This is a genomic window from Atlantibacter sp. MEI4A-1023, from assembly GCF_056155425.1.
In genome coordinates this window covers 1779686-1795820 of record NZ_CM149568.1, presented here as the reverse complement: position 1 = coordinate 1795820, position 16135 = coordinate 1779686, and the positions used below count along the sequence as shown (strand labels likewise).

Annotated in this window: 13 protein-coding genes; 6 read left to right on the top strand and 7 right to left on the bottom strand. The window is 54.6% G+C overall.

Annotation, left to right across the window (positions count from 1 at the left end):
* Positions 1–20 precede the first annotated feature (20 nt).
* On the bottom strand, positions 21–1010 hold the full coding sequence (gene araF, locus ACVV26_RS08715) for an arabinose ABC transporter substrate-binding protein AraF (protein ID WP_474800987.1): 990 nt from the start codon (positions 1008–1010) through the stop codon (positions 21–23).
* 698 nt (positions 1011–1708) lie between these two features.
* On the opposite strand from araF, the gene ACVV26_RS08710 reads away from it, so the two are divergent.
* Together ACVV26_RS08710 and ACVV26_RS08705 are read left to right on the top strand one after the other, a co-directional pair.
* On the top strand, positions 1709–2209 hold the full coding sequence (locus tag ACVV26_RS08710; RefSeq protein WP_474800986.1) for a non-heme ferritin-like protein: 501 nt from the start codon (positions 1709–1711) through the stop codon (positions 2207–2209).
* 379 nt (positions 2210–2588) lie between these two features.
* Positions 2589–3932 carry an anaerobic C4-dicarboxylate transporter gene (locus tag ACVV26_RS08705; protein WP_312981445.1) on the top strand — a complete coding sequence of 448 codons (1344 nt, stop codon included), beginning with the start codon at positions 2589–2591 and terminating at the stop codon, positions 3930–3932.
* Between the two features lie 54 nt (positions 3933–3986).
* Here the strand turns inward: ACVV26_RS08705 and phoH are convergent, their stop codons facing one another.
* Both phoH and putP read right to left on the bottom strand, forming a co-directional pair.
* Positions 3987–4775 (bottom strand): phosphate starvation-inducible protein PhoH, encoded by a 789-nt coding sequence (phoH, locus tag ACVV26_RS08700; protein ID WP_474800985.1) that lies wholly within the window; start codon positions 4773–4775, stop codon positions 3987–3989.
* Positions 4776–5349: 574 nt separating this feature from the next.
* Entirely contained in the window at positions 5350–6858 is a 1509-nt protein-coding gene (gene putP, locus ACVV26_RS08695) for a sodium/proline symporter PutP (protein ID WP_312981444.1), read from the bottom strand.
* 426 nt (positions 6859–7284) lie between these two features.
* Here putP and putA point away from each other — a divergent pair, with 426 nt between their 5' ends.
* Positions 7285–11247: a trifunctional transcriptional regulator/proline dehydrogenase/L-glutamate gamma-semialdehyde dehydrogenase gene (putA, locus tag ACVV26_RS08690; RefSeq protein WP_474801791.1), complete on the top strand. Its 3963-nt coding sequence runs from the start codon at positions 7285–7287 to the stop codon at positions 11245–11247.
* A 52-nt stretch (positions 11248–11299) separates the two neighbouring features.
* The gene (locus ACVV26_RS08685) at positions 11300–11695 is read left to right on the top strand and encodes a lysozyme inhibitor LprI family protein (protein ID WP_474800984.1); all 396 of its coding nucleotides are present in this window, start codon (positions 11300–11302) and stop codon (positions 11693–11695) included.
* Here the strand turns inward: ACVV26_RS08685 and rutR are convergent.
* The 3 genes from rutR to ACVV26_RS08670 form a co-directional block, all read right to left on the bottom strand.
* The gene (gene rutR, locus ACVV26_RS08680; RefSeq protein ID WP_474800983.1) at positions 11692–12327 is read right to left on the bottom strand and encodes an HTH-type transcriptional regulator RutR; all 636 of its coding nucleotides are present in this window, start codon (positions 12325–12327) and stop codon (positions 11692–11694) included. The genes ACVV26_RS08685 and rutR overlap by 4 nt on opposite strands.
* Before the next feature lie 7 nt (positions 12328–12334).
* Entirely contained in the window at positions 12335–13252 is a 918-nt protein-coding gene (locus ACVV26_RS08675) for a DMT family transporter (RefSeq protein ID WP_474800982.1), read from the bottom strand.
* 158 nt (positions 13253–13410) lie between these two features.
* Positions 13411–13593, bottom strand: coding sequence for a con-10 family general stress protein (locus ACVV26_RS08670; protein WP_183171853.1), 183 nt, complete (start codon positions 13591–13593; stop codon positions 13411–13413).
* 392 nt (positions 13594–13985) lie between these two features.
* Between ACVV26_RS08670 and wrbA the strand changes: the two genes are divergently transcribed.
* Positions 13986–14582: an NAD(P)H:quinone oxidoreductase gene (gene wrbA, locus ACVV26_RS08665; protein WP_474800981.1), complete on the top strand. Its 597-nt coding sequence runs from the start codon at positions 13986–13988 to the stop codon at positions 14580–14582.
* A gap of 18 nt (positions 14583–14600) precedes the next feature.
* Positions 14601–14828 carry a YccJ family protein gene (locus ACVV26_RS08660; RefSeq protein WP_125292211.1) on the top strand — a complete coding sequence of 76 codons (228 nt, stop codon included), beginning with the start codon at positions 14601–14603 and terminating at the stop codon, positions 14826–14828.
* Positions 14829–14862: 34 nt separating this feature from the next.
* Here the strand turns inward: ACVV26_RS08660 and agp are convergent, their stop codons facing one another.
* Positions 14863–16101: a bifunctional glucose-1-phosphatase/inositol phosphatase gene (gene agp / locus ACVV26_RS08655; RefSeq protein ID WP_474800980.1), complete on the bottom strand. Its 1239-nt coding sequence runs from the start codon at positions 16099–16101 to the stop codon at positions 14863–14865.
* Between the last annotated feature and the right edge of the window lie 34 nt (positions 16102–16135).

The following is a 16135-nucleotide window of genomic DNA, read 5'->3' as shown; positions in this document are numbered from 1 at the left end:
GCGGCGCTCGCCCAACGACATTACTTACCGCCTAAACCTTTTTTTGCGAGTTCTTCTTTGAAGTTGTCGCGCGTAATCAGCACCACGTCGGTCACCTCGGTGAATTTCGCCGGCTCAGCGCCTTTGGTCACCCAGTTGTAGAGCATTTCGCTGGATTTATAGCCGTGTACGTCCGGGCTTGGCAGCAGAGAACCATAGAAGCCGGTAGCCTGCCCTTTGGACAGTTCGCTCACCGCGTCAACGCCGTTGATGCCGATACCGATCACGTCCGGGGCTTTAAAGCCCTGGCCTTCAGTGGCGCGCACGCCGCCCAGCACGGTGTTATCGTTCATACCGACGATCAGCCAGTGTTTCACTTCCGGATGCTGAACCAGCATGGAGTTAGCGGCGTCGAAAGCGCCTGGGATATCGTTAGACTTGGTCGGAACCTGGTAGATTTGCTTTTCCGGGAATCCGGCGGCTTTCAGCGCGTCCATGGAACCGCCGGTACGACGGCGCGCGGTATCCAGTTCGTTAGCGGTGATGGCCATCACGGCGGTCTCTTTCACATCCCAGCCGCGTTTTTGCATCTCTTTATACAGTTCCTGGCCCTGGCGTTCGCCAATTTTGGTCGCTGCCATCATCACCAGCGGAACGGTATCCATCGGCTTGCCTTTGGCGTTAACGAACTGGTCATCCACCGCGATGACTTTCATGTCATAGCCACGGGCTTTCGCCACAATCGCCGAGCCCAGTTTCGGGTCTGGTGTACAAATCACAAAACCTTTCGCGCCGCTGGCCGCAAGGCTGTCGATGGCGTTAAGGGTTTTTTCACCGTCTGGCACAGCGATTTTGATTACTTCAAAACCTAAATCTTTGCCCGCTTTATCAGCGAACTTCCATTCGGTCTGGAACCACGGCTCTTCCGGTTGCTTCACCAGAAAACCCAGTTTCATGGTTTCTGCGATAGCGGATTGTGACATAACGGCAGCCAGACCGATGGCTGCCAGAGCTTTAGTAAATTTGTGCATGAGCAACTCCAGCTTTAGTTTTCTTTTTGCAGGGTAATGAATCATTAAAATCTTTACTAAAAGGCTTTAAAACAACGCATTAGCTTTTTTGGGAATCAACGTGCTATTGCTGGAGATAGTTTTAGCGGGAAATTGATTATCCATAGGAGAGCAAAATCACATCGCAGAATTACAGTAAAACAGTGCATACATTTAGCGATAAAGAACATAAAATTTGGCTGATATGTATGACAATTAAACTGACAGCAACCAAATAATCCATATTCATAGCTCGACAATCCTTGCGCATTTTTTCGCCAGAGACGGCATTTGCAGAATCAGGCCGACGTTAAGCTTCATTGCTCCCTTAAATTTATAAAACGGGAAAAAAATGAAAAAAATCATTTCAGTGATTTATATAATTTCATGATTCTTTTACCAGACACATGCCTGCTGCGTGCCCGTAATATCGGACTATTACTGATTTACTGCACAAATAATCTTCATCATGGCGGTTCTAATATCGAAACAACATCACAGAATAGCGGCATAGAATAATGAGATAGTGAGCGTATGCTAAAAAATATCGAGGACCTCCCCGCCGAAAATCATTATCGCGATGCTGTATTAACCGCCACTCACAACGTGAATAAAATAGGTTTCTGCGGCGTCTTCGTCGGTATACAGCTTTCAGTTACATAAAGAAATAAGGAAATCCTATGATTACTAGCGGAATGGTACAAAAACTAAATGCTCAGATGAATCATGAGTTTTACACCTCCAATTTGTATCTCCAGCTTAGCGAATGGTGTAGCGAACATAGCCTCAACGGCACCGCGCTGTTTCTACGTCACCAGGCGCAAAATACCGTGACTCAAATGATGCGCATGTTCGACTATATTAAGCAGAGCGGCGCAACGCCGGTGCTCAAGGAACAACACGCCAAATACGGTAATTTCGCTTCTCTGGAAGATCTGTTTGAACATACCGTCAACGATTACCAGCTGCGTATTAAGGCGCTGGCGACCCTGACCGATGAAGCTCGCGCGGCTAACGACACGGCGGCAATCAGCTTTCTGAGGAAGTTTAAAGATGAAGAGCTGGTGGACGGCACGCTGCTACAGGTGATCCTTGACGAGGTGCGCAGCGCCAGGAAGGCGGGCACCAGTATGGAACAGACCGACAAGCATTTAGTGGGCGTTATCGATCTTTATCACTGATCAACATTTTCCGCTGAGGAGGCTATATGCCTCCTTAGTAAAAACCCGGTTTAGATCAGAAACGGACGTTTATGCTGGGAATGTTTTGATATTCACTATCTCATACCATTATTATTCAACCAACAACGCCAATATATATTGACGAAATAGCTTTCATTTTGTCTGCGCTATTATTTATGGCGCTATGCTAATTTAGTGGATATATCTCCTTATATTCTTCCCGCCCGTCAGGTTATTAACTTTGCCAGTTAATGTTAATAAAAAGTAATTAATAGCCAGATTTTTCCCTTCTTTTTGCAAATAAGATCTACCTCTCAATGATTACTCTTACATTTTGTAATGCTTTAGCGATTCACCCAATTAACTTTCAAGGATTGTTATGATCACCATTGAGTTTATCGTTATTATTCTCTGCCTGCTGGTGGGCACCCGCTTCGGTGGCATGGGGCTGGGTCTTATCAGCGGCATTGGTTTATTTATTCTGACCTTTATATTTGGCCTTGAGCCCGGAAAACCACCGGTCGAGGTGATGCTGACAATTCTTGCCGTCATCGGCTGCGCCGCCACGCTGCAAACGGCGGGCGGGCTGAACGTGATGATGCAATTTGCGGAAAAATTGCTGCGCCGTCACCCACAGCACATCACCCTGCTGGCGCCGTTCACCACATGGACCCTCACCTTCCTGTGCGGCACCGGGCATGTGGTCTACACCATGTTCCCGATTATCGCTGATATCGCCCTGAAAAAAGGCATCCGACCGGAACGCCCAATGGCCGTCGCTTCCATCGCTTCACAAATGGCCATCACCGCGTCTCCGGTCTCTGTTGCGGTGGTGTCGCTGGTGTCGATCATCGCGGCGAACCACGGCGTTGGCCAGGCGTTCGGCATTCTGGAAATTCTGGCGGTGTCGGTGCCAGCCTCGCTGTTTGGCGTGCTGATTGCCGCGCTGTGGAGCCTGCGCCGCGGCAAAAACCTCGAAGATGACCAGGAGTTCCAGGAAAAAATCAAAGATCCGAAACAGCGTGAGTTTATCTTCGGCTCTACCGAAACCCTGATGAACCAGGTGTTCCCGAAGCAGGCCTGGTGGTCAACCTGGATTTTCTTCGCCGGAATTTTAGTGGTGGTGCTGCTCGGCGCGATGCAGGATCTGCGTCCGGCCTTTGAAGTGAAAGGCGTAATGAAGCCGCTTTCGATGAACCTGGTGATCCAGATGATGATGCTGATCGCCGGTGCGGTGATGCTGATCGTGTGTAAAGTGAATCCGGCAGCCATTTCTAACGGCGCGGTATTCAAAGCGGGCATGGTGGCGATTTTCTCGGTATTCGGCGTGGCATGGATGAGCGATACCTTCTTCCAGGCGCACCTCGATGAACTGAAAATGGCGCTCGAAGGCGTGGTGAAAAGCCACCCGTGGACCTACGCGCTGGTGCTGTTCCTGGTCTCTAAACTGGTGAACAGCCAGGCGGCAGCCTTAACTGCGGTAGCCCCGATGGGCTTAATGCTCGGCGTGGAGCCAAAAATGCTGATTGCGTTCTTCCCGGCGTCTTATGGCTACTTTATTCTGCCGACCTATCCGAGCGACCTGGCCTGTATCGGTTTTGACCGTTCTGGCACCACCCGCATCGGTAAGTACATTCTTAACCACAGCTTTATCATCCCAGGCTTGATTGGCGTGAGCTGCGCGTGCGTAGCCAGCTACCTGCTGGTCTCCGCCCTGTTCTGATCGCTTAAAACAGCAAACCCGCGCAAGCGCGGGTTTGTTGGTAAAAGTGAAAGGTTAACCGTAGGCGCGCAGCGTCCGCTGGCAGAGGGCCGAACGCACGCAGTCGTCTTTGCCGAAGCGCACTACGCTAATCATTTCGTCATCGTCAAAACGTTCAAGCGCATCGCTCAGCCCTGAGCGAACACCGGATGGCAAATCACACTGGGTAATATCGCCATTAACGATCACCGTGACGTTTTCCCCGAGGCGGGTTAAAAACATTTTCATTTGGGCCGCTGTGACGTTCTGAGCCTCGTCCAGAATCACCACCGCATTCTCAAAGGTACGACCGCGCATATAGGCAAAGGGCGCGATCTCGACTTTACCAATCTCCGGGCGCAGGCAGTACTGCATAAAGGATGCACCCAACCGCTTCACCAGCACGTCATAAACGGGGCGGAAGTAAGGGGCAAACTTTTCGGAGATGTCGCCGGGCAAAAAGCCGAGGTCTTCGTCGGCCTGTAATACCGGGCGGGTCACGATAATCCTGTCGACATCCTTATGTATCAGGGCCTCCGCGGCTTTCGCCGCACTGATAAACGTCTTGCCGCATCCGGCTTCGCCGGTGGCGAATATCAGCTTTTTGTTCTCAATGGCGTTGAGATAACTTTCCTGCGCGTCGGTGCGCGCCACTATCGGCGAGGCGTCGCGGCTGTCCCGCGCCATGCCAATAGCTTCAACACCACTCATCTGCACAAGCGAGGTGACCGATTCTTCTTCACGTTGTTTATGACTCCGTGAGTCGCGTCTCAGCACACGTTTTGCTTCGCGACGAGCTTTGATCACTGCTTTTTGTCTTCCCATGGATGGCACCTTGAATAGTTGGTTTACATATTACGCAGCGCCCTGAGGCGCGCGTTGATGCGCACGAACATATGAGGTTTGGCTTCCTTTTAAGCCATAGACTGCCGGTTAGAGTGATACGCCGGAAAACCGCCGTATCAATAACATCGGTAAAAAGCGCGAAAGAGGGAATATTGATGGTGAAGAAAGCGTTACCGGGAGAAGGCTCACCCGGTGAGGATGTGAAACGTTGAAAAAGGGTTTGTCCATTACAGGACGCTGTCATCCGCGATCTCCATAGTGAATTCAGGTTCACAACCGGGAACTACCGCACACACAATCTCTACACTAAAAATTAGCATAACTACAACAAATTTTTTACTTATCTACAACGATTATACAATCTTACTGATGTGACAGTTATGACAGGGAAATTTTACAGATTTATTTCAACTGGATAGTCATATAAAAAAATTATGGATTAATCGTGAGTAAATGAAAACATTAGCGCCAGAATGGCCTGTTCATCACGCTTTTATTGCTGAAAGCCAGCCGGGAAACCCCGGCTGGCTGTTTCAGTATGATGTTAAATCGATTACTGCGCCTGAAGTTTTGACGGCGCGGGGGAATGGTACACATCGTCCGCTTTTTCAAAACGTTCAATCATGGTTTTAGACGGGGCTTTGCCCATCAGGCTTACCACCACAATACCGATGCTGGCGAAGATAAAGCCTGGGATGATTTCGTACAGGTTAAACCAGGCGAACTGTTTCCAGACGATAACCGTTACCGCACCAATAATCATCCCCACCAGTGCGCCGTTGCGGGTCATACGCGACCACATGACCGACAACAGCACCACCGGACCAAACGCCGCGCCGAAGCCCGCCCATGCGTAGCTCACCAGGCCGAGCACGCGGTTTTCCGGGTTTGCCGCCAGGGCAATCGCCACCAGCGCCACCACCAGCACCATTAAACGGCCAATCCATACCAGTTCACGCTGGCTGGCGTTTTTACGGAAGAAGGCTTTGTACAGATCTTCGGTGATCGCGCTGGAGCACACCAGCAGCTGGCAACTCAGGGTCGACATCACTGCCGCCAGGATTGCCGACAACAGGATACCGGCGATCCACGGGTTGAACAGGATTTGCGCCAGCTCAATGAACACACGCTCGCTGTTCTGGTTAACCGAGGTCGCCAGCGCCGGGTTATTGGTGAAGTACGCGATGCCAAAGAAGCCCACCGCGACCGCGCCTGCCAGGCACAGGATCATCCAGGTCATGCTGATGCGGCGCGCGTTAACGATGGTGTGGTGGGAATCCGCCGCCATAAAGCGCGCCAGAATGTGCGGCTGGCCGAAGTAGCCCAGGCCCCAGCCCATCAGGGAAATAATCGCGACGAGGTTCAGCCCCTTCAGCATATCGACGTTTTCGATGCTCTTCTGTTTGATCACTTCCATCGAATCGCCCAAACCGCCTACCGCGAAAATCACGATAACCGGTGTCAGGATCAGCGCGAAAATCATCAGGCTGGCCTGCACGGTATCAGTCCAGCTCACCGCCAGGAAACCACCGATAAAGGTATACAGGATGGTCGCTGCCGCCCCGGCCCACAGCGCCGTTTCGTAGCTCATGCCGAAGGTGCTTTCGAACAGGCGCGCGCCTGCCACAATGCCCGATGCGCAATAGATGGTGAAGAACACCAGAATGACCACCGCAGAAATAATGCGCAGTACGCGGCTGTTATCCTCAAAACGCCCGGTGAAATAATCCGGTAACGTTAAGGCATTATTGTTGTATTCGGTGTGTACGCGCAAACGCCCGGCCACCAGCTTCCAGTTGATCCAGGCGCCGACGGTCAGGCCGATGGCAATCCAGCTTTCCGAGATACCGGCGATAAAAATCGCGCCCGGTAACCCCATCAACAGCCAGCCGGACATGTCCGACGCCCCTGCGGACAGCGCGGTGACCAGGCTGCCGAGACGGCGTCCGCCGAGGATATAGTCGTCAAAGTTTTTGGTCGAACGCCAGGCGATAAACCCTATCATTATCATGCCAAAGATATAAATCAGGAAAGTCACCACCATCGGTGTGCTTGTTGTCATGCAAAATCTCTCCAAATGGGATCACGTACGGTGTAACCCGTACGTTTATTCGCCGCCGGAACGCAGCAGCTTGGTTATCGTCGCTCTTTAAGGAGCAGTATCCTGCCGTAAGCGGTTTTCATTCACAATCGATTTAACACCCCATTCACAACAAATTCACCCCAGAAACTGCGCGTCTTTTTCAGAGGTTGCACTCGCTCACGCTTTTGGGTGGTTGCACCCGGAAAAAGTGTTAACCAGGCCGTATTTCTTAGGCTACCGCGTCGATTGTGTTTTCGATCATCGTGTTTTCTTATTTAACAATTCATTCATTTTTTGGCTTGCTACTCAGGTCACATTTAACACGGTTGCACAAAGTTGCAACATGATGGATATTGCCGGTACTTGATTACAAAACAGCAAAAAATAAACATGGGAGTTAACAACATGGGCACCACCACCATGGGCGTTAAACTGGATGACGCGACGCGGGAGCGCATTAAATCTGCCGCATCGAAAATTGACCGCACGCCCCACTGGCTGATTAAGCAGGCGATTTTTAATTACCTTGAACGGCTGGAAAATAACGATACCCTGCCGGAGTTGCCTGCCCTTCTGGCGGGCGCGGCTAATGAGAGCGAAGAAGCGCTCAGCGCTGCGGGCGAAGAGAACCATCAGCCGTTCCTGGAATTTGCCGAGCAGATCCTGCCGCAGTCGGTGAACCGCGCGGCGATCACCGCCGCATGGCGTCGCCCGGAGACGGACGCTGTGCCGATGCTGCTTGAGCAAGCGCGCTTAACGCCGGACATGTCCAGCCAGACTCATCAGCTGGCATGGAAACTGGCGGATAAACTGCGTAATCAAAAAACCGCCACTGGCCGCGCTGGCATGGTGCAAAGCCTGTTGCAGGAATTCTCCCTCTCCTCCCAGGAAGGTGTCGCGCTGATGTGCCTGGCGGAAGCCCTGCTGCGTATCCCCGATAAAGCGACCCGAGACGCGCTCATTCGCGACAAAATCAGCAACGGCAACTGGCAGTCCCATATTGGCCGCAGCCCGTCGCTGTTTGTTAACGCCGCCACCTGGGGCTTGCTGTTTACCGGGCGTCTGGTCTCCACTCATAACGAAGCCAGCCTGTCGCGCTCCCTGAACCGGATTATCGGCAAGAGCGGCGAACCGCTGATCCGCAAAGGTGTGGATATGGCAATGCGCCTGATGGGCGAGCAGTTTGTCACCGGGGAAACCATTGCCGAAGCGCTGGCCAATGCCCGCAAGCTGGAAGAGAAAGGTTTCCGTTACTCCTACGATATGCTCGGTGAAGCCGCGCTGACCGCCACCGATGCCCAGGCTTATATGGTTTCTTACCAGCAGGCGATCCACGCCATTGGTAAAGCCTCCAACGGTCGCGGCATTTATGAAGGGCCGGGGATCTCCATCAAGCTGTCGGCGCTGCACCCGCGCTACAGCCGCGCCCAGTATGACCGTGTGATGGAAGAACTCTATCCGCGCCTGAAATCTCTGACCCTGCTGGCGCGCCAGTATGATATCGGGATTAACATCGACGCCGAAGAAGCCGATCGTCTGGAGATCTCCCTCGATCTGCTGGAGAAGCTGTGCTTTGAGCCGGAACTGGCGGGCTGGAACGGCATCGGTTTCGTGATCCAGGCGTACATGAAGCGCTGCCCGTTCGTGATCGACTACCTGATCGACCTGGCGACTCGCAGCCGACGCCGTCTGATGATCCGCCTGGTAAAAGGCGCATACTGGGACAGCGAAATCAAACGCGCCCAGGTGGAAGGGCTGGAAGGTTACCCGGTCTATACCCGCAAGGTGTATACCGACGTTTCCTACCTCGCCTGCGCCAAAAAACTGCTGGCGGTGCCGAACCTGATTTATCCGCAGTTCGCCACCCACAACGCCCACACCCTGTCGGCCATTTATCATCTGGCCGGGCAGAACTACTATCCGGGCCAGTATGAGTTCCAGTGCCTGCACGGCATGGGCGAACCGCTGTACGAACAGGTGGTGGGCAAAGTGGCTGATGGCAAACTCAACCGCCCGTGCCGCATTTACGCTCCGGTAGGGACTCACGAAACGCTGCTGGCGTATCTGGTACGCCGCCTGCTGGAAAACGGCGCAAATACCTCGTTTGTTAACCGCATCGCCGACACCACGCTGCCGCTGGATGAGCTGGTCGCCTGCCCGGTCGCCGCAGTGGAAAAACTGGCAGCCCAGGAAGGCATTCCCGGCCTGCCGCATCCGAAAATCCCGCGTCCGGTAGATCTCTACGGCAATGGCCGCGCTAACTCTGCGGGGCTGGATCTGGCTAACGAACACCGTCTGGCGTCGCTCTCTTCGGCATTGCTGAATAGCGCCACCCAGAAATGGCTGGCGCAGCCGATCCTCGAAGAGGCCGCGTGCGACGGGGAGATGACCCCGGTGATTAACCCGGCGGAACCGCTGGACATTGTCGGCTATACCCGTGAAGCCACCCAGGAAGAAGTCAGCCTGGCGCTGCAAAGCGCAGTAAATAACGCGCCAATCTGGTTCGCCACCCCGCCGCAGGAGCGTGCCGCCATCCTGGAACGCGCCGCGGTATTGATGGAAGACCAGATGCAAACGCTTATCGGCGTGCTGGTGCGCGAAGCGGGTAAAACCTTCAGCAACGCCATCGCCGAAGTGCGCGAAGCGGTAGACTTCCTGCGTTATTACGCGGGCCAGGTACGTGACGATTTTGATAATGAAACCCATCGCCCGCTTGGCCCGGTGGTATGTATCAGCCCGTGGAACTTCCCGCTGGCGATCTTCACCGGCCAGGTAGCTGCCGCACTGGCGGCGGGTAACAGTGTGCTGGCAAAACCTGCTGAGCAAACCCCACTGATTGCCGCCCTGGGCGTACGCATTCTGCTGGATGCGGGCGTACCGGCAGGCGTGGTGCAGTTATTGCCAGGGCGCGGCGAAACCGTTGGCGCGCAGTTGACCAGCGATGAGCGGGTGCGCGGCGTGATGTTTACCGGCTCCACCGAAGTGGCGACGCTGTTGCAGCGCAATATCGCGACCCGTCTCGATCCGCAGGGCCGCCCGACGCCGCTGATTGCCGAAACCGGCGGGATGAACGCCATGATCGTCGATTCTTCCGCCCTGACCGAACAGGTGGTGGTGGACGTAGTTTCCTCGGCGTTCGACAGCGCCGGACAGCGCTGCTCGGCATTGCGCGTGCTGTGCCTTCAGGATGATATTGCCGACCACACCCTGACTATGCTGCGCGGCGCAATGGCGGAATGCCGTATGGGCAACCCGGAGCGCATGACCACCGATATCGGCCCGGTGATTGACGCCGAAGCCAAAGAAAACATTGAGAATCACATTCAGGCGATGCGCGCCAAAGGCCGTCCGGTATTCCAGGCGGTACGCGAGCATCAGGCCGATGCCCGTGAATGGCAAAGCGGCACCTTCGTCAAGCCAACCCTGATTGAACTTGAGCGTTTCGATGAACTGCAAAAAGAGGTGTTCGGCCCGGTACTGCACGTGGTGCGTTACAACCGCAATAACCTCGATGCGCTGATCGAGCAGATCAATGCCGCAGGCTATGGCCTGACGCTGGGGGTTCACACCCGTATCGATGAAACCATCGCTCAGGTCACCGGCAGCGCCAGCGTTGGCAATATGTACGTTAACCGCAATATGGTTGGCGCCGTGGTCGGCGTGCAGCCGTTCGGCGGCGAAGGTCTGTCCGGCACCGGTCCGAAAGCGGGTGGCCCGCTGTATCTGTACCGTCTGCTGGCGAATCGCCCGGAGAACGCGGTAACCACCACCTTTAACCGCAACAACAGCCTGCCGGTGGACAGCCAGTTGCGCACCGCGCTGCTGCAACCGCACGAGGCGCTAACCCAGTGGGCGGCTAACCGTCCGGCGCTGAAAGCGGTATGCGAGTCGTTCGGCCAGCAGGCGCAAACCGGGGTACAGCGCGTACTGCCAGGGCCGACCGGCGAGCGCAACACCTATACCCTGCTGCCGCGCGAACGGGTGCTGTGCCTGGCGGATAACGAAGATGACGCCCTGGTGCAGCTTGCCGCTGTTACCAGCAGCGCCAGCCGCGCGCTGTGGCCGGAAGATAAACTGCATCGCGAACTGGCCGGTAAACTGCCTTCTGCCGTTGCCCAGCGCATCGACTTCGCAGGTGCGGATTCGCTGATGAGCCAGCATTTTGACGCGGTTATCTATCATGGCGATTCCGACCAGTTGCGCACCCTGTGTGAAAACGTGGCGGCCCGCGACGGCGCGATTGTTTCGGTGCAGGGTTTTGCCCGTGGCGAAACCAATCTGCTGCTGGAGCGGTTGTGGATTGAACGCTCGCTCAGCGTTAACACCGCGGCGGCAGGCGGCAACGCCAGCCTGATGACAATCGGCTAACGCTTCGCTACCCTAAAAGCTCCGTTCAGGAGCTTTTTTTTGGGGATCGATCATGAAACGAATAGGATTAACGGTGATTGCGTTGCTGATGTCATCGGCGGCGCTGGCCCAGGATTGTGAAAAGGCCGCCACGCAGATGGAGTTAAATCAGTGTGCAGGAGAAGAGTATAAAAAAGCGGATGGCGAGCTGAACGCGGCCTATAAAAAGGTGTTTACCCACGCCAGCAAAGAGCAGAAGGATTTACTGAAACAGTCACAAAATGCGTGGATCAAAGTGCGTGATGCCGACTGCAACTTCATCGCTTCTGGCGTCGATGGCGGCAGCATTCAGCCGATGATCTTTAGCCAATGCCTGGCGGATAAAACCCGCGAACGCACCGCGTACCTTGACTCGCTGTTGCAGTGTGAAGAAGGCGATTTAAGCTGCCCGCTTCCCCCGGCCAGTTAACGGGGGCGGATGCCCTCGATAATCATGCGCTGGACGTTGTCCACCGTCTGCTGGAAGAAGGCGTCATCCTGTAAGGTGGCGCCGGTTACCGCTTCGACCTGTACCGAAAAATCCGCGTAATGCTGAGTTGTCGCCCAAATCATAAAGATCAGGTGATTGGGATCAACCTGCGCCAGTTTTCCCTGCGCCACCCACCCGGCGACAATCGCCGATTTCTCCTCCACCAGCGGTTTGACGTCCCCGGACAGTTCCCCCATCAATAATGGCGCGCCCTGGAGCATCTCCATACAAAACAGCCGGGAGGCTTCGGGGTAGTCCCGGGACACGTCCATTTTTAAGCGGATGTATTCCCTAATGGCGGTCAGCGGTTCGAGATCGCTGCGAAACGCCCTCAGCGGTGCCAGCCAAATCGACAGGATCTGTTTCAGCACCTCAATATAAAGCGCGTCTTTAGAGGGGAAATAGTAGAGCAGATTGGTTTTCGACACCCCTGCGCACTCGGCGATTTGCTCCAGCGTCGCGCCGTGAACACCATATTTTGAAAACTGGCTGAGGCCTGCCTGTAAAATGGCATCCCGCTTCGCCGCCACCGCCTTTGAACGTTTACCGGCGGGTTTCTTTCCCTGCGTCATGCGTGGATTATCCTTCCGTTTGTTCTACGGCCTGCTCGCTGGCCGTTTTTTTTCTGAGCTTTAGTTCGCTGACCAGCACGCCGAGCACGATGCAGGCACCGCCCAGCAGGGCAATGGCGGGCAGGCGTTCCCCGGCCATCCGACCAAAGATCCCGGCCCATACCGGCTCGCCGGTGTAAATCACCGTGGCCCGCGTCGGCGACACGCTGCGCTGGGCCCAGTTCATGGTGACCTGAATAATGGCGCTAAAGATGCCTAATCCCAACGCCACCACCAGCAGCCCGGTGGAAAACGGCGGAACGCGCTCCCCGGCCGGGGCCATCATCATAAAGGAAACCAGCGAGGCCGTAGCCAGTTGCACCACCGTGACGCGCTTGATATCCACTTTGCCAGCCCAGGCGCTGATCAGAATGATTTCGGCGGCAATCGCCACCGCGCCAATCAGGGTAATGATTTCGCCCTGGCCCATCGCCAGCAGGTTGCCGTCCGGCCCGGCAAGGAACACCAGGCCGATAAACGCCAGCGCCACGCCGATCCACGACATCAGCCCCGGCATTCTGCCCAGGCACAGCCACTGTAACAACGGCACCAGTGGCACATACATGGCGGTAATAAATGCGGATTTGCTGCTGGGAATGGTTTGCAGCCCCCAGGTTTGCAGGCTGTAGCCGAGCGCAATAGCTATGCCGATCGACACGCCTGCTTTAAGTTCCAGGCGCGTCAGCCCACGCAGGGATTTAACCGAAAGCAGGCCAACCGCTAACGCCGCCGTGGCGAAACGTAGTCCCACGAAGAAGAACGGATCGCTGAGGGTCACCGCATACTGGACGGCAAGAAAAGTCCCGCCCCAGAACATGGTAATTAGGATCAGCAAAGCTTCCTGTGGCTTAACGGAAAATTGATAGCGTTGGCGTAGCGAGGACATGAGAGCACCAGAAAATGTGACAGCTCTCAAGTTTGCGATGGATTAAGCCCTGGCGCAACGCTTAAAAACGAAACCGCCGGACGAAGCCGGCGGCGATGTTGATTAACCCCGTTAAAGCTCAGTCATCGGGTTAATCCACAGGGTTTGGCGAGTTCGGGTTACTCATTATTTCCACGGTTGCCGCCATGGCTATTTTTCCCCCCTTTTTTCCCCGCTTCTGATGCACGTTGCGGGTCATTTTTAAAGTTCCCGCCGCTTGCCTGGCCGCCTTTACGGCCAGCTTCTGATGCTCTTTCACGATCTTCTGCAAAGTTGCCAGAACCACCACGATGGTTTGCCATATCTTACCTCCGGTAAGCGAAACATTAGTCTTTATACAGTTTTGAAAGAAAAACAGCCTTATTACCCGCGGGTGACAAGAGAGACATTTCGTTTGCCGCGTGAGTTAAAGCCTAGACCACACGGGCACGCAGATCATTTTTGCGTAACATTTAGCAACATGTAATCCATCAATCGGGTGATTATTAACCGCCATTATCTATAAATAGCTCTAATCAGTACCAAAATTGGTAGGTTTTATATGTGAAAGAATGCAACAGAGCGGCAACGTTGACTAAGTTGCTATACATCAAGCAAAAGTCTGGGAAATTTGCACTCCTGGCGCAACGTCATATCTTTAAAAGAGGGCAACCTGGCGTTGCGAACAAGATATTGAACTCAGGAGTGACTAAAGATGGCGAAGATTTTAGTGCTTTACTACTCAATGTATGGACATATCGAGACCCTGGCACAGGCCGTAGCGGAAGGCGCGCGGGGCGTTGAAGGCGTTGATGTAGAAGTGAAACGCGTTTCCGAAACCATGCCGCCTGACGTCTTCGCCAAAGCAGGCGGTAAAGCGCAAACCACGCCGGAAGCCACCGTCCAGGAGCTGGTAAATTATGACGCGATTATCGTCGGCACCCCTACCCGGTTCGGCAATATGTCAGGTCAGATGCGCACCTTCTGGGACCAGACCGGCGGCCTGTGGGCATCCGGCGCGCTGTACGGAAAAATCGCCAGTGTGTTTAGCTCCACTGGCACCGGCGGCGGCCAGGAACAAACTATTACTTCAACCTGGACTACCCTGGCGCATCACGGCATGGTGATTGTGCCCATCGGTTACGGCACCAAAGAACTGTTTGATATTTCACAGGTGCGCGGCGGTACGCCGTACGGCGCTACGACCATTGCGGGCGGCGACGGCTCGCGTCAACCCAGCGAAGAAGAGTTATCTATTGCCCGTTATCAGGGCCAACACGTCGCCAGCCTGGCGGTTAAACTCAAAGGCTAAAGGTACAGGAGAATATTGATGCCAAATCAACAATCGAAAGCTCATCACGTGGGTGAATGGGCCAGTCTGAGAAATACCTCGCCGGAAATTGCTGAAGCCATTTTTGAAGTGGCGGACTATGACGAAAAACTGGCGGAGAAAATTTGGGAAGAAGGCAATGATGAAGTGCTGATCCGCGCCTTTAAAAAAACCGATAAAGACTCCCTGTTCTGGGGGGAGCAAACCATCGAACGGAAAAACGTCTGAGTTAACGCCCCCGCCGCCCGGCGGGGGCAATATTTTATTTCACCGCCTCTTCTAACACCCCGGTAAATTTATCCCACGGACAAAAACCCTCGCTGTCGGTTGGGCAGCCGTTAAGTTGCAGCGTGACGCGCTGCGGCGGGCTTTCCAGATTGAGCGGCGTGGCGTCGCGTAACTGATCGCTACTCTGATATACGTATTCCACCTTCATCAAATCGCGGTTGGTTTTGCTGTCGTGCCAGCGCTGGAACATAATTTTGCCGCCAATAGGCGTGCGCTCGTACTGGTGGGTAAGCTGGTACGGTTTGAAATCCAGCGCCGTCAGCAGCGAGGCGATATTCGAATCATGCCCCACCAGCACCGTCACGGCAGGACCCTGCTTCTCGGTCACCAGCGCTTTCTGAATGTATTTCACCAGCGGTGCGGCCACGTTGCGCGCCACCTCCGGCGAGGTAAACAGCGTATCCTGATAGCCGTTTTTCAGCTTCGACAATACGCTCCACTGTTTATCGGTTTTGATCTGGCCCCAGGCCACTTCATCCACGGGGAAGCCTTCGTAATACTGGAGCGTAAAGGCATCCACCAGCGAGTTACCCACTTTCAACGGCCCACTCACGCCCGGCTCCTCGGTGGGTTTGGCGCTAAAGGTATCTTTCGCCGCCGTTAAGTCACACACCTGTTTCTGTTTGCAGGAGGGCGAGTCGTCATAACCGGTGATCTCTTCGAGCAAGGTATAGCTTTCATCCAGTTGATATTCACTACGCTGGGTTTCCATCGCTTTCAGCGCCGCCTGCTGGAATTCTGGCGAGGTGTTGGTGATCACCGGATTGAAGGTGGGGTCCATCGTGCCCATTTTTTCCTGATGATGGACCGGAATATCGCAGCCCGGAAACGCGCCGGTTATAAAGAACTGCGCGGTGGCGACGGTGCGTTGCAGGCTGTTAGCGTAAACATAGACCCGCTCGTTCGCCGGGCATTCGCCCTTCGTCACCAACCCCTGTTGGGCAAACCACTCGCGGAAATAGTGGCCCATATACACTTCCAGCACGCCGCCTTTGGTGGTGAGCTGCCCGCCGGGGACATCCCACTCTGGCCATTTTTGCGCGGTGGATTGTTCGAGTACGCTGCCGTTATTGGCAAGCGGCGCGCGTAAGTTATGGCGGCTCATCAGTAAAACCTGCTGGAGCTGATAGCCCTCCGGCGCGGTCTGCGCCTGCGCCAAAGCGGGTAAGAGCACGGCAGAGGCCAGCGCCATTGCGAGTATTTTTTTATTCATGCCAGGTTCCTCAGGACGTTTATTCCAGCAACGA

Bases quoted from the DNA above. Each gene is read 5' to 3' on its own strand.
- araF (WP_474800987.1), bottom strand. From the start codon at position 1,010: ATGCACAAATTTACTAAAGCTCTGGCAGCCATCGGTCTGGCTGCCGTT.
- ACVV26_RS08710 (WP_474800986.1), top strand. From the start codon at position 1,709: ATGATTACTAGCGGAATGGTACAAAAACTAAATGCTCAGATGAATCAT.
- ACVV26_RS08705 (WP_312981445.1), top strand. From the start codon at position 2,589: ATGATCACCATTGAGTTTATCGTTATTATTCTCTGCCTGCTGGTGGGC.
- phoH (WP_474800985.1), bottom strand. From the start codon at position 4,775: ATGGGAAGACAAAAAGCAGTGATCAAAGCTCGTCGCGAAGCAAAACGT.
- putP (WP_312981444.1), bottom strand. From the start codon at position 6,858: ATGACAACAAGCACACCGATGGTGGTGACTTTCCTGATTTATATCTTT.
- putA (WP_474801791.1), top strand. From the start codon at position 7,285: ATGGGCACCACCACCATGGGCGTTAAACTGGATGACGCGACGCGGGAG.
- ACVV26_RS08685 (WP_474800984.1), top strand. From the start codon at position 11,300: ATGAAACGAATAGGATTAACGGTGATTGCGTTGCTGATGTCATCGGCG.
- rutR (WP_474800983.1), bottom strand. From the start codon at position 12,327: ATGACGCAGGGAAAGAAACCCGCCGGTAAACGTTCAAAGGCGGTGGCG.
- ACVV26_RS08675 (WP_474800982.1), bottom strand. From the start codon at position 13,252: ATGTCCTCGCTACGCCAACGCTATCAATTTTCCGTTAAGCCACAGGAA.
- ACVV26_RS08670 (WP_183171853.1), bottom strand. From the start codon at position 13,593: ATGGCAAACCATCGTGGTGGTTCTGGCAACTTTGCAGAAGATCGTGAA.
- wrbA (WP_474800981.1), top strand. From the start codon at position 13,986: ATGGCGAAGATTTTAGTGCTTTACTACTCAATGTATGGACATATCGAG.
- ACVV26_RS08660 (WP_125292211.1), top strand. From the start codon at position 14,601: ATGCCAAATCAACAATCGAAAGCTCATCACGTGGGTGAATGGGCCAGT.
- agp (WP_474800980.1), bottom strand. From the start codon at position 16,101: ATGAATAAAAAAATACTCGCAATGGCGCTGGCCTCTGCCGTGCTCTTA.